Origin of the sequence: Alteribacter populi (genome assembly GCF_002352765.1) — a bacterium.
GTDB lineage: Bacteria > Bacillota > Bacilli > Bacillales > Salisediminibacteriaceae > Alteribacter > Alteribacter populi.
Window position 1 is genome coordinate 3,064,559 of sequence record NZ_KZ293963.1, and the last position, 15,209, is coordinate 3,079,767.

General features: G+C 47.5%; 1 protein-coding gene, 2 tRNA genes, 5 rRNA genes and 1 pseudogene. All 9 read left to right on the forward strand.

What is annotated here, in order from left to right:
* Positions 1-1,486, forward strand: a 16S ribosomal RNA gene (locus CDZ94_RS14120).
* 160 nt (positions 1,487-1,646) lie between these two features.
* Positions 1,647-1,723 (forward strand) — tRNA-Ile (locus tag CDZ94_RS14125).
* Positions 1,724-1,740: 17 nt separating this feature from the next.
* Positions 1,741-1,816 (forward strand) — tRNA-Ala (locus CDZ94_RS14130).
* 310 nt (positions 1,817-2,126) lie between these two features.
* Positions 2,127-5,061 (forward strand): 23S ribosomal RNA (locus CDZ94_RS14135).
* Between the two features lie 99 nt (positions 5,062-5,160).
* Positions 5,161-5,277 (forward strand): 5S ribosomal RNA (gene rrf, locus CDZ94_RS14140).
* Together the 16S, 23S and 5S rRNA genes with 2 tRNA genes alongside form the textbook arrangement of a ribosomal RNA operon.
* Before the next feature lie 878 nt (positions 5,278-6,155).
* Positions 6,156-6,989 (forward strand): annotated as a pseudogene (locus tag CDZ94_RS14145) (IS1595 family transposase); the annotation flags it as partial.
* A 939-nt stretch (positions 6,990-7,928) separates the two neighbouring features.
* Positions 7,929-9,290, forward strand: a complete 1,362-nt coding sequence (locus tag CDZ94_RS14150) for an amidohydrolase family protein (protein ID WP_096438101.1) — start codon at positions 7,929-7,931, stop codon at positions 9,288-9,290.
* A gap of 1,010 nt (positions 9,291-10,300) precedes the next feature.
* Positions 10,301-11,866, forward strand: a 16S ribosomal RNA gene (locus CDZ94_RS14155).
* A gap of 376 nt (positions 11,867-12,242) precedes the next feature.
* Positions 12,243-15,177 (forward strand): 23S ribosomal RNA (locus CDZ94_RS14160).
* Positions 15,178-15,209 lie beyond the last annotated feature (32 nt).

Genomic DNA, 15,209 nt, shown 5'->3' on the forward strand with positions numbered 1-15,209 from the left:
GGATCCCTTCGGGGTGAAACTTGTGGAACGAGCGGCGGACGGGTGAGTAACACGTGGGCAACCTGCCTCACAGACTGGGATAACTCCGGGAAACCGGGGCTAATACCGGATGATCAAAGGGATCGCATGATTCTTTTGTAAAAGTTGGGTTTTACCTAACACTGTGAGATGGGCCCGCGGCGCATTAGCTAGTTGGTGAGGTAGTGGCTCACCAAGGCGACGATGCGTAGCCGACCTGAGAGGGTGATCGGCCACACTGGGACTGAGACACGGCCCAGACTCCTACGGGAGGCAGCAGTAGGGAATCATCCGCAATGGGCGAAAGCCTGACGGTGCAACGCCGCGTGAGTGATGACGGTCTTCGGATTGTAAAGCTCTGTTGTTAGGGAAGAACAAGTGCCGTGCGAATAGAACGGCACCTTGACGGTACCTAACCAGAAAGCCCCGGCTAACTACGTGCCAGCAGCCGCGGTAATACGTAGGGGGCAAGCGTTGTCCGGAATTATTGGGCGTAAAGCGCGCGCAGGCGGTTCTTTAAGTCTGATGTGAAAGCCCACGGCTCAACCGTGGAGGGTCATTGGAAACTGGGGAACTTGAGTGTAGGAGAGGAAAGTGGAATTCCAAGTGTAGCGGTGAAATGCGTAGATATTTGGAGGAACACCAGTGGCGAAGGCGACTTTCTGGCCTACAACTGACGCTGAGGCGCGAAAGCGTGGGGAGCAAACAGGATTAGATACCCTGGTAGTCCACGCCGTAAACGATGAGTGCTAGGTGTTAGGGGTTTCGATACCCTTAGTGCCGAAGTTAACACATTAAGCACTCCGCCTGGGGAGTACGGCCGCAAGGCTGAAACTCAAAGGAATTGACGGGGGCCCGCACAAGCAGTGGAGCATGTGGTTTAATTCGAAGCAACGCGAAGAACCTTACCAGGTCTTGACATCCTCTGACACCCTTAGAGATAAGGCTTTCCCCTTCGGGGGACAGAGTGACAGGTGGTGCATGGTTGTCGTCAGCTCGTGTCGTGAGATGTTGGGTTAAGTCCCGCAACGAGCGCAACCCTTGATCTTAGTTGCCAGCATTAAGTTGGGCACTCTAAGGTGACTGCCGGTGACAAACCGGAGGAAGGTGGGGATGACGTCAAATCATCATGCCCCTTATGACCTGGGCTACACACGTGCTACAATGGATGGTACAAAGGGCAGCAAAGCCGCGAGGCCGAGCGAATCCCATAAAGCCATTCTCAGTTCGGATTGCAGGCTGCAACTCGCCTGCATGAAGCCGGAATTGCTAGTAATCGCGGATCAGCATGCCGCGGTGAATACGTTCCCGGGCCTTGTACACACCGCCCGTCACACCACGAGAGCTTGTAACACCCGAAGTCGGTGCGGTAACCTTTTGGAGCCAGCCGCCGAAGGTGGGACAGGTGATTGGGGTGAAGTCGTAACAAGGTATCCCTACCGGAAGGTGGGGATGGATCACCTCCTTTCTAAGGAGCTATTAAAGCTCAACGAGTTTTACAAAGGTTTTGCTTTGGTCTTTTTGTTTAGTTTTGAAAGGTTAATCCTTTTAACGGAAATATTGTTTTGAGAGCTAGTCTCTCAGGACTTTTTTTCTGACTAAAAACCAACTCCTTTCTTTTAAGAAGGGGGCCTGTAGCTCAGCTGGTTAGAGCGCACGCCTGATAAGCGTGAGGTCGGTGGTTCGAGTCCACTCAGGCCCACCATAATTAAACATGTTTTTGGGGCCTTAGCTCAGCTGGGAGAGCGCCTGCTTTGCACGCAGGAGGTCAGCGGTTCGATCCCGCTAGGCTCCACCAACATACCTTTTTTAGGTTACACTGTTCTTTGAAAACTAGATAACAGTAACGACATCAAATTTCTAATTTGAAATGAGATGTTCAAAAACGAGGACGATCAGGGCCGAGAAGATCGAGGAACGGCAGTGTCGAAGCCCGGAGCGTAGTACGCTACGTGAGGACTGGAGACACAAACGTGACGAAGAGATTCGACGGCAATGATACCCGGAGTTTTTGAACACCATATCGTAAACTCTTTGTGAGTTTCACCGGTTGTTTGATTATTTGAGAGAACAACCGAGTGTCTTAGAAAAAGACCAACGACATCGACGGTTAAGCTAATAAGAGCGCACGGTGGATGCCTTGGCACTAGGAGCCGAAGAAGGACGGGACGAACACCGATATGCTTCGGGGAGCTGTAAGTAAGCTTCGATCCGGAGATTTCCGAATGGGGGAACCCAGCACGCGTAATGGCGTGTTATTTATACCTGAATACATAGGGTATAAAAGGCAGACCCGGGGAACTGAAACATCTTAGTACCCGGAGGAAGAGAAAGCAAAAGCGATTTCCTGAGTAGCGGCGAGCGAAACGGAAACAGCCCAAACCAAGAGGCTTGCCTCTTGGGGTTGTAGGACACTCCATTGGAGTTACAAAGGAACGGAGTAGATGAAGCGACCTGGAAAGGTCCGCGAGACAAGGTAACAGCCCTGTAGTCGAAACTTCGTTCCCTCCGGAGTGGATCCTGAGTACGGCGGGACACGTGAAACCCCGTCGGAATCCGGGAGGACCATCTCCCAAGGCTAAATACTTCCTAGTGACCGATAGTGAACCAGTACCGTGAGGGAAAGGTGAAAAGCACCCCGGGAGGGGAGTGAAAGAGATCCTGAAACCGTGTGCTTACAAGTAGTTGGAGCCCGTTAAAGGGTGACAGCGTGCCTTTTGTAGAATGAACCGGCGAGTTACGATTACGTGCAAGGTTAAGTTGAAGAGACGGAGCCGCAGCGAAAGCGAGTCTGAACAGGGCGTATCAAGTACGTGGTCGTAGACCCGAAACCAGGTGATCTACCCATGTCCAGGGTGAAGTCCAGGTAACACTGGATGGAGGCCCGAACCCACGCAAGTTGAAAATTGCGGGGATGAGGTGTGGGTAGGGGTGAAATGCCAATCGAACTTGGAGATAGCTGGTTCTCCCCGAAATAGCTTTAGGGCTAGCCTCGAGGTGAGAGTGTTGGAGGTAGAGCACTGATTGGACTAGGGGTCCCTACAGGATTACCGAATTCAGTCAAACTCCGAATGCCAATTACTTTTTACTCGGGAGTCAGACTGCGAGTGCTAAGATCCGTAGTCGAGAGGGAAACAGCCCAGACCATCAGCTAAGGTCCCAAAGTATACGTTAAGTGGAAAAGGATGTGGAGTTGCTTAGACAACCAGGATGTTGGCTTAGAAGCAGCCATCATTGAAAGAGTGCGTAATAGCTCACTGGTCGAGTGACTCTGCGCCGAAAATGTACCGGGGCTAAACGTATCACCGAAGCTATGGATTGTCCTTCGGACAGTGGTAGGGGAGCGTTCCAAGTGCCGTGAAGTCAGACCGAGAGGACTGGTGGAGCGCTTGGAAGTGAGAATGCCGGTATGAGTAGCGAAAAGAGGGGTGAGAATCCCCTCCGTCGAAAGCCTAAGGTTTCCTGAGGAAGGCTCGTCCGCTCAGGGTAAGTCGGGACCTAAGCCGAGGCCGAAAGGCGTAGGCGATGGCAAACAGGTTGAAATTCCTGTACCACCTCCTCACCGTTTGAGCAACGGGGGGACGCAGGAAGGTAGGGTAAGCGCGCCACTGGATGTGCGCGTCCAAGCAGTAAGGCTGGCAAGTAGGCAAATCCGCTTGTCGTAAGGCTGAGCTGTGATGGCGAGGGAAATTATAGTACCGAAGTTCCTGATCCTACACTGCCTAGAAAAGCCTCTAGTGAGGTGAGAGGTGCCCGTACCGCAAACCGACACAGGTAGGCGGGAAGAGAATTCTAAGACGCGCGGGAGAACTCTCGTTAAGGAACTCGGCAAAATGACCCCGTAACTTCGGGAGAAGGGGTGCTCTTTCGGGTTTATAGCCCAGGAGAGCCGCAGTGAAAAGGCCCAAGCGACTGTTTATCAAAAACACAGGTCTCTGCCAAGCCGCAAGGCGATGTATAGGGGCTGACACCTGCCCGGTGCTGGAAGGTTAAGAGGAGGGGTTATCCCTTAGGGGAGAAGCTCTGAATTGAAGCCCCAGTAAACGGCGGCCGTAACTATAACGGTCCTAAGGTAGCGAAATTCCTTGTCGGGTAAGTTCCGACCCGCACGAAAGGTGCAACGACTTGGGCACTGTCTCAACGAGAGACCCGGTGAAATTATATTACCTGTGAAGATGCAGGTTACCCGCGACAGGACGGAAAGACCCCATGGAGCTTTACTGTAGCTTGATATTGGATTTTGGTACAGCTTGTACAGGATAGGTAGGAGCCTTGGAAACCGGAGCGCCAGCTTCGGTGGAGGCATCGGTGGGATACTACCCTGGCTGTACTGACATTCTAACCCAGGACCGTGATCCGGTTCGGGGACAGTGTCAGGTGGGCAGTTTGACTGGGGCGGTCGCCTCCTAAAAAGTAACGGAGGCGCCCAAAGGTTCCCTCAGAATGGTTGGAAATCATTCGCAGAGTGCAAAGGCATAAGGGAGCTTGACTGCGAGACATACAGGTCGAGCAGGGACGAAAGTCGGGCTTAGTGATCCGGCGGCACCGCATGGAAGGGCCGTCGCTCAACGGATAAAAGCTACCCTGGGGATAACAGGCTTATCTCCCCCAAGAGTCCACATCGACGGGGAGGTTTGGCACCTCGATGTCGGCTCATCGCATCCTGGGGCTGAAGTAGGTCCCAAGGGTTGGGCTGTTCGCCCATTAAAGCGGTACGCGAGCTGGGTTCAGAACGTCGTGAGACAGTTCGGTCCCTATCCGTCGTGGGCGTAGGAAATTTGAGAGGAGCTGTCCTTAGTACGAGAGGACCGGGATGGACACACCGCTGGTGTACCAGTTGTTCCGCCAGGAGCATGGCTGGGTAGCTACGTGTGGAAGGGATAAGTGCTGAAAGCATCTAAGCATGAAGCCCCCCTCAAGATGAGATTTCCCATTACGTTAAGTAAGTAAGATCCCTCAGAGACGATGAGGTTGATAGGTCTCGTGTGGAAGCGTGGTGACACGTGGAGCTGAGAGATACTAATCGATCGAGGGCTTATCCAAAAAAACGATGTTGTTTGTCTTTAAGAAACTCACAAAGGTTTCAAGTTGAAGCTGTTATCTAGTTTTGAGAGAACAAGGTTTTCTCAAAAGAATACGTTGTCTAGTGACGATAGCGGAGAGGTCACACCCGTTCCCATGCCGAACACGGAAGTTAAGCTCTCCAGCGCCGATGGTAGTTGGGGGCTCTCCCCCTGTGAGAGTAGGACGTCGCTGGGCAATCGATGAAGGAAACACTCGCTTTTGAGCGAGTGTTTTTTTTGTTAGGCTCTGATAAAGGTCATTGTTTATATTCGTAATAACGGGAGCACTTGATATATAATGAGGTTATAAACTAAGTAGAGCAGCTGTAGAACGTGAGGGTATCGAAATTTTAAAAGCAATAGAAAAGCTTAACTCGGTGGATAAATACCGTTTAGTGAATACCTTATTGGTGCCTTTACTACTTCGTCTTCGAATTGCCCGTGTTGGATGAGATTGCGGGACAAGAGAATAAGACTTGCAGCCAAAAGTTCAGCGGATCGAGACCGCTATTCTCCACCATATAAAGCTAGTAACGACGCAGTTTCTCGATCATTCGAGGAATTGTGTCTTTTTTTGTTGTACACCTTTAGTTAAGTATAGTGTGCTTATTTGTCTTAAGGCTTCCCCATATTTTTTGCCGCGCGATCCTGAGTATCTGGATTTACAAGAGAATAAATGTCAAGAGTGATAGCCACAGGGCTGTGCCTAATCGTTCAGATACAATCCTCGGGTTTTCATCAATCTCTAACATAAGGTTGCGTGAGTACGCCTAAGGTCATGAAAAGTGATCTTGGGACATTTGTTTTTTAAAGAAATAAGAAATCATAAAAAAACTACGTTTCGATGTCTAGCTCTAGGCGCCATCGGCTCATAACCTGATAGTCACCGGAACGGGGGATTACAGTATTTAGAGGCTGCTGAATAAGTAGCATACGCCTACATGGCAAGAGGTATGCTAGAGAATCTGCAAGGAAATAACTCTTCTTTTGCTAAGGCTCTGTTAAAGCTTGTTGTTGATATTTGCCCATACAGAACAAATGTTCTATAATGGAGTTATCAAAGTGGGGGTAGTGATGATTGTGAGAGCAACCGATATCCTTAAAGCCATTCAAAAACTTAATCCAGCGGAAAAACATCGGCTACGGGAATATTTAATCGATGTTCTTACTGCCTCATCGTCAACAGGAACGGTACTGGAAGAAATCTCGGAACGAAAGCATAAGGATGGCTATCGTTGTCCTGGTTGCGAGTCAGAATATATTGTGCGGTTTGGAAGATACTCTACTATCGTAGATGGCGAAGAAGTGAAGAAGCAGCGTTATCGCTGTAAGGCTTGTAAAATGACTTTTACTGACCTCACCAATACGGCATTATATCGAACACGTCATCTCAATCGTTGGATGAAGTTTATTGGTTGTATGATAGAAGGTTATTCGCTTCGTAAATCAGCGGAGCTGATTGGAGACGTTACTCACGTCACATTATTTTATTGGAGGCACAAGCTCCTAACGGCATTAAAACAAATGGAAAGCTCAAATTTCCAAGGTATCGTTGAAATGGACGAAACCTATTTCCTGTACTCTGAAAAAGGACAAAGAAAGATTAATGATAGAAAGCCTCGCAACCGGGGCGGTTCTGCAAAGAAACGCGGTATAAGTAATGAACAGGTATTTGTCCTGGTCGCAAGAGACCGTGAGAAGGTGACCTTTTCCCAGTCGTTGGGAATGGGACGTTTAACTAAAGAGCAATTAGACAAAGCCATTGGGCATAAACTTTCCAACGAGAATGTTTTATGTACCGATGCTTGGCGTGCTTTTAAAACCTATGCCACTGAAAAGGGAATATCCGTTTACCAGTTTAAGTCTAACGGTAAAATTCGCACAAAGGGTCTATATCATATCCAGTCCTCACCTTGTTGGTGTTTTTTTTATATGCATGCTAAAAATAAAAAGGAGTAGAGGGAAAGAGGGTAATTGTAGTCTCCTAGAGAATTCACTCTTAATTAGAGAAAAAGATAAAACTTTATCGAATGATTTTTATTTTTCTTAATACTAAGTAAAACGATTTTGATAGACAATCTACCCAATCCTTCCCCCAAACTATTAAACTTTTACTACCAGATACTTAAGAAGAGAAGACATTTAAAATCACTTCTGGTTTATTTAAAATTAAACTCTCTTTCATAATCTCTTTCTAATGTTATAGGATACAGAAAATTTATGTCAGTGTTTTTTTTCAATCCTTATTAAACTAACGGATAGCGTTAGTTTAATAAGGCAATAAAACAAAACGGAACTTCCAGTTTTATGGGATTTTCGTTTTTTCTATAAATATCAACATTGAACTTTAACAGAGTCTTTGCTAAAAGCCTTGCACTTGATTTTGAGATACACATGGGGGTGCTGAAGCGTTGCCTGCGGAAAGCGAAGCCATGGAAGCGGCACCCTTTTGTATTTGAGTTCTAGAGTTATTCAGCAATCCCTATTTAAGAAAATCAAAATTCCAATCGTCATTAATAATGGGGACTTTTATAAAAATGATAAAGAGAATTGCAGTTTAGACTGGATTTACCTGATGAAATAAAATAAATAAGAATTGAAGATCAAAAAATTATTATGTTATCCCCCCTGTAAGATAAGATGGTATTAGTACTACTTAATATGATAGTTGGTTCCGAAAATAAATAATAAGATTAGGAAAAATAAAAGAGGGAAGGGGAAAAATGAAAAATTACTAATTCTAGTGTTACATCCTTTTCAAATATTCAGCATGAACCATTTCATATAACTTGTATTACTAATTTATTTTCAAGCCACGTTAAAAATAATTTATTGGGGGAATGGGTAATGGAAAGAAAACTATTTAAAAATGGTATAGTGTTGACAATGGATAAGTCAATTGGTGATTTCAAAAAAGCAGATGTGTTAATAGAGGGATCAAAAATTGTTGAAGTGAAACCAAACATAGAAGCGACTGATTGTGAAATAGTCGATGCTTCTGAAATGATTGTAATGCCGGGTCTGGTGGATACTCATCGTCATACTTGGGAATCGGTTATTCGTAATGTAGGTGCGGACTGGTCACTTCAAAAATATTTAAGTAGTATTTATTATGGAAATATTGGATCCAAAAGAACTCCCCAAGACGACTATATTGCAAACTTATTAGGAGCTCTAGAAGCACTAGATTCTGGAGTAACAACATTTTTAGATTGGTCGATGATTATTTCTCGTGATAATACAGGAGAAATGATTAGGGGGCTACAAGAGTCAGGAGCCCGTTCCGTTTTTGCTCATGGTTGTCCAGGTGATGGGGATTATTGGAACAGGGAAAGTACTCTTCATAATTCTGATGACGCAAGGTACATTAAAGAAAAATATTTTTCCTCTAAAGACCAGCTACTCACAATGGGTTTAGCGATTCGTGGACCAGAGTTTTGTTCATGGGAAACATCTGTTGATGAAATAAAGCTAGCTCGAGAATTAGATGCAATATGCAGCATGCATTTAGGGTTTGGAACATGGGGATCAAGTGATCGTTCAATTGAAAAATTATATAATGCAGACCTTTTAGGAGGTGATTTAAACTTTACCCATGCAAACGCCGTTAGTCCTGAAGAGATCAAAATGCTAGTTGAAAAAGGTGGTACTGTATCTGTCACCCCTGAAATTGAGATGATGATGGGGCATGGTTATCCTGCTACTGGCCTTTGTGTTGAAAATGGGTTACGCCCATCAATTGGAGTAGATGTAGTGACATCAACTGGTGGAGACATGTTTGCACAAATGAAATTTACACTTCAGGCAGAACGTTCAAGGGTGAATGAAACAATCTTAGCAGAAGGAAATATGCCAGGGCCTCCACTTCATATTACAGCAAGGGATATTTTAGAGTATGCAACGGTTGATGGAGCTAAAGCGTTAAAGCTTAGTGATAAAGTAGGTACATTAACACCAGGTAAAGAAGCAGACATTATTATGATAAGAACGACTGATTTAAATATATTCCCAGTTAATGATCCAGTAGGTGCAGTTGTTCAATGTGCGCATACAGGAAATGTCGATTCCGTATTTGTTGCAGGTAAAGCAGTGAAAAGGGCTGGAAAAATGGTTAATGTTGATTTAAATCGTGTACGCAAGCTAGCGATTGATGCAAGAGATTCCATATTTAACAAATACGGCAATCCAGATGGAGCTTGGTTAGTTTAATTAGTAGAGGAGTTCTTTAAGTTTCTTAAGTGAGGTATGTAAAATTCCGACCATTCATTGAGTCTGATGAATGGTTGTTTTTTTTGGGGACGACATTTCTGACAGCTGGTGGTGAAAGCCTGTTGCTTAATAAGAGTGGAAGTGGTGAGAAAATGTTTCCTCCCCCTTTCATTTTAAAATAATTATTTTCTATTAATTTGGCTGTTCGAGTTGCAAGTGCTTGTGTAGTTATTTTCGAGTTCGGTCCATCGAATTAGTTTTACGTGAAATAGGAGGTACTTTGTTAGCAGCGGTTCAACTACAAAGGTTGTTTTTTAGTCCCTTAACGTAGGTAATCATAATGTACCTTTATTTCCTGAATAGATGAGTTGAGAAAGGCAAGTATTTCTGTGGCGAATGCGGACGAGGTCCGAGATAAGCCTAGATACTTAGGAGTAACTTCGCATACCCAAGTTATAAGCAAGCTTATGAGATAGATCCGATCCCCCTTATGTTTCTTCATTAAAATTGACAGTTGTTTGTATTTCCTTAACCCTTTAATTTTACTTTAGTATTATTTTTTGGTGATATTCAGCGATTTTCACAGATGGAGATTAGAGCTTGCAAGTGATTCATTGAGCAGTAAATAGCTGATCCTTTCCTCTAAAACAAAAATAGTTTCTGCCTATGTAGCAATACCTACAATATGGTTTCTTATAGAAGAGAATTTATTTTAAGATATTTATAAAAACACTTGTGTAAGAGTTTTTCCTGTGTTATATTTATATTTGTCGCCTTGAGAAAGGTGATTAAACATTATTGAAACATAACATCTCAACACGTAACATTAATTAAAAACTTATAATGAGTGTTGACAACATAATGTTGAGATGATATGATTAATGAGTTGCCTTAAATAACGTAGGCGGCTAAATTGACCTTTGAAAACTAAACAAAAAGCCAAGCGAAACGTGGGATATCGAGAGATATTCCGTCAATGAATTATTTATGATGTCAGAGACATCGAACTTTCTACGGAGAGTTTGATCCTGGCTCAGGACGAACGCTGGCGGCGTGCCTAATACATGCAAGTCGAGCGCGGGAAGCAAGTGGATCCCTTCGGGGTGAAACTTGTGGAACGAGCGGCGGACGGGTGAGTAACACGTGGGCAACCTGCCTCACAGACTGGGATAACTCCGGGAAACCGGGGCTAATACCGGATGATCAAAGGGATCGCATGATTCTTTTGTAAAAGTTGGGTTTTACCTAACACTGTGAGATGGGCCCGCGGCGCATTAGCTAGTTGGTGAGGTAGTGGCTCACCAAGGCGACGATGCGTAGCCGACCTGAGAGGGTGATCGGCCACACTGGGACTGAGACACGGCCCAGACTCCTACGGGAGGCAGCAGTAGGGAATCATCCGCAATGGGCGAAAGCCTGACGGTGCAACGCCGCGTGAGTGATGACGGTCTTCGGATTGTAAAGCTCTGTTGTTAGGGAAGAACAAGTGCCGTGCGAATAGAACGGCACCTTGACGGTACCTAACCAGAAAGCCCCGGCTAACTACGTGCCAGCAGCCGCGGTAATACGTAGGGGGCAAGCGTTGTCCGGAATTATTGGGCGTAAAGCGCGCGCAGGCGGTTCTTTAAGTCTGATGTGAAAGCCCACGGCTCAACCGTGGAGGGTCATTGGAAACTGGGGAACTTGAGTGTAGGAGAGGAAAGTGGAATTCCAAGTGTAGCGGTGAAATGCGTAGATATTTGGAGGAACACCAGTGGCGAAGGCGACTTTCTGGCCTACAACTGACGCTGAGGCGCGAAAGCGTGGGGAGCAAACAGGATTAGATACCCTGGTAGTCCACGCCGTAAACGATGAGTGCTAGGTGTTAGGGGTTTCGATACCCTTAGTGCCGAAGTTAACACATTAAGCACTCCGCCTGGGGAGTACGGCCGCAAGGCTGAAACTCAAAGGAATTGACGGGGGCCCGCACAAGCAGTGGAGCATGTGGTTTAATTCGAAGCAACGCGAAGAACCTTACCAGGTCTTGACATCCTCTGACACCCTTAGAGATAAGGCTTTCCCCTTCGGGGGACAGAGTGACAGGTGGTGCATGGTTGTCGTCAGCTCGTGTCGTGAGATGTTGGGTTAAGTCCCGCAACGAGCGCAACCCTTGATCTTAGTTGCCAGCATTAAGTTGGGCACTCTAAGGTGACTGCCGGTGACAAACCGGAGGAAGGTGGGGATGACGTCAAATCATCATGCCCCTTATGACCTGGGCTACACACGTGCTACAATGGATGGTACAAAGGGCAGCAAAGCCGCGAGGCCGAGCGAATCCCATAAAGCCATTCTCAGTTCGGATTGCAGGCTGCAACTCGCCTGCATGAAGCCGGAATTGCTAGTAATCGCGGATCAGCATGCCGCGGTGAATACGTTCCCGGGCCTTGTACACACCGCCCGTCACACCACGAGAGCTTGTAACACCCGAAGTCGGTGCGGTAACCTTTTGGAGCCAGCCGCCGAAGGTGGGACAGGTGATTGGGGTGAAGTCGTAACAAGGTATCCCTACCGGAAGGTGGGGATGGATCACCTCCTTTCTAAGGAGCTATTAAAGCTCAACGAGTTTTACAAAGGTTTTGCTTTGGTCTTTTTGTTTAGTTTTGAAAGGTTAATCCTTTCAAAACCTGTTCTTTGAAAACTAGATAACAGTAACGACATCAAATTTCTAATTTGAAATGAGATGTTCAAAAACGAGGACGATCAGGGCCGAGAAGATCGAGGAACGGCAGTGTCGAAGCCCGGAGCGTAGTACGCTACGTGAGGACTGGAGACACAAACGTGACGAAGAGATTCGACGGCAATGATACCCGGAGTTTTTGAACATCATATCGTAAACTCTTTGTGAGTTTCACCGGTTGTTTGATTATTTGAGAGAACAACCGAGTGTCTTAGAAAAAGACCAACGACATCGACGGTTAAGCTAATAAGAGCGCACGGTGGATGCCTTGGCACTAGGAGCCGAAGAAGGACGGGACGAACACCGATATGCTTCGGGGAGCTGTAAGTAAGCTTCGATCCGGAGATTTCCGAATGGGGGAACCCAGCACGCGTAATGGCGTGTTATTTATACCTGAATACATAGGGTATAAAAGGCAGACCCGGGGAACTGAAACATCTTAGTACCCGGAGGAAGAGAAAGCAAAAGCGATTTCCTGAGTAGCGGCGAGCGAAACGGAAACAGCCCAAACCAAGAGGCTTGCCTCTTGGGGTTGTAGGACACTCCATTGGAGTTACAAAGGAACGGAGTAGATGAAGCGACCTGGAAAGGTCCGCGAGACAAGGTAACAGCCCTGTAGTCGAAACTTCGTTCCCTCCGGAGTGGATCCTGAGTACGGCGGGACACGTGAAACCCCGTCGGAATCCGGGAGGACCATCTCCCAAGGCTAAATACTTCCTAGTGACCGATAGTGAACCAGTACCGTGAGGGAAAGGTGAAAAGCACCCCGGGAGGGGAGTGAAAGAGATCCTGAAACCGTGTGCTTACAAGTAGTTGGAGCCCGTTAAAGGGTGACAGCGTGCCTTTTGTAGAATGAACCGGCGAGTTACGATTACGTGCAAGGTTAAGTTGAAGAGACGGAGCCGCAGCGAAAGCGAGTCTGAACAGGGCGTATCAAGTACGTGGTCGTAGACCCGAAACCAGGTGATCTACCCATGTCCAGGGTGAAGTCCAGGTAACACTGGATGGAGGCCCGAACCCACGCAAGTTGAAAATTGCGGGGATGAGGTGTGGGTAGGGGTGAAATGCCAATCGAACTTGGAGATAGCTGGTTCTCCCCGAAATAGCTTTAGGGCTAGCCTCGAGGTGAGAGTGTTGGAGGTAGAGCACTGATTGGACTAGGGGTCCCTACAGGATTACCGAATTCAGTCAAACTCCGAATGCCAATTACTTTTTACTCGGGAGTCAGACTGCGAGTGCTAAGATCCGTAGTCGAGAGGGAAACAGCCCAGACCATCAGCTAAGGTCCCAAAGTATACGTTAAGTGGAAAAGGATGTGGAGTTGCTTAGACAACCAGGATGTTGGCTTAGAAGCAGCCATCATTGAAAGAGTGCGTAATAGCTCACTGGTCGAGTGACTCTGCGCCGAAAATGTACCGGGGCTAAACGTATCACCGAAGCTATGGATTGTCCTTCGGACAGTGGTAGGGGAGCGTTCCAAGTGCCGTGAAGTCAGACCGAGAGGACTGGTGGAGCGCTTGGAAGTGAGAATGCCGGTATGAGTAGCGAAAAGAGGGGTGAGAATCCCCTCCGTCGAAAGCCTAAGGTTTCCTGAGGAAGGCTCGTCCGCTCAGGGTAAGTCGGGACCTAAGCCGAGGCCGAAAGGCGTAGGCGATGGCAAACAGGTTGAAATTCCTGTACCACCTCCTCACCGTTTGAGCAACGGGGGGACGCAGGAAGGTAGGGTAAGCGCGCCACTGGATGTGCGCGTCCAAGCAGTAAGGCTGGCAAGTAGGCAAATCCGCTTGTCGTAAGGCTGAGCTGTGATGGCGAGGGAAATTATAGTACCGAAGTTCCTGATCCTACACTGCCTAGAAAAGCCTCTAGTGAGGTGAGAGGTGCCCGTACCGCAAACCGACACAGGTAGGCGGGAAGAGAATTCTAAGACGCGCGGGAGAACTCTCGTTAAGGAACTCGGCAAAATGACCCCGTAACTTCGGGAGAAGGGGTGCTCTTTCGGGTTTATAGCCCAGGAGAGCCGCAGTGAAAAGGCCCAAGCGACTGTTTATCAAAAACACAGGTCTCTGCCAAGCCGCAAGGCGATGTATAGGGGCTGACACCTGCCCGGTGCTGGAAGGTTAAGAGGAGGGGTTATCCCTTAGGGGAGAAGCTCTGAATTGAAGCCCCAGTAAACGGCGGCCGTAACTATAACGGTCCTAAGGTAGCGAAATTCCTTGTCGGGTAAGTTCCGACCCGCACGAAAGGTGCAACGACTTGGGCACTGTCTCAACGAGAGACCCGGTGAAATTATATTACCTGTGAAGATGCAGGTTACCCGCGACAGGACGGAAAGACCCCATGGAGCTTTACTGTAGCTTGATATTGGATTTTGGTACAGCTTGTACAGGATAGGTAGGAGCCTTGGAAACCGGAGCGCCAGCTTCGGTGGAGGCATCGGTGGGATACTACCCTGGCTGTACTGACATTCTAACCCAGGACCGTGATCCGGTTCGGGGACAGTGTCAGGTGGGCAGTTTGACTGGGGCGGTCGCCTCCTAAAAAGTAACGGAGGCGCCCAAAGGTTCCCTCAGAATGGTTGGAAATCATTCGCAGAGTGCAAAGGCATAAGGGAGCTTGACTGCGAGACATACAGGTCGAGCAGGGACGAAAGTCGGGCTTAGTGATCCGGCGGCACCGCATGGAAGGGCCGTCGCTCAACGGATAAAAGCTACCCTGGGGATAACAGGCTTATCTCCCCCAAGAGTCCACATCGACGGGGAGGTTTGGCACCTCGATGTCGGCTCATCGCATCCTGGGGCTGAAGTAGGTCCCAAGGGTTGGGCTGTTCGCCCATTAAAGCGGTACGCGAGCTGGGTTCAGAACGTCGTGAGACAGTTCGGTCCCTATCCGTCGTGGGCGTAGGAAATTTGAGAGGAGCTGTCCTTAGTACGAGAGGACCGGGATGGACACACCGCTGGTGTACCAGTTGTTCCGCCAGGAGCATGGCTGGGTAGCTACGTGTGGAAGGGATAAGTGCTGAAAGCATCTAAGCATGAAGCCCCCCTCAAGATGAGATTTCCCATTACGTTAAGTAAGTAAGATCCCTCAGAGACGATGAGGTTGATAGGTCTCGTGTGGAAGCGTGGTGACACGTGGAGCTGAGAGATACTAATCGATCGAGGGCTTATCCAAAAAAACGATGTTGTTTGTCTTTAAGAAACTCA

What these genes read in the sequence shown, in the direction of transcription:
- CDZ94_RS14150 (WP_096438101.1), top strand. Translation starts at nt 7,929, where the DNA reads ATGGAAAGAAAACTATTTAAAAATGGTATAGTGTTGACAATGGATAAG.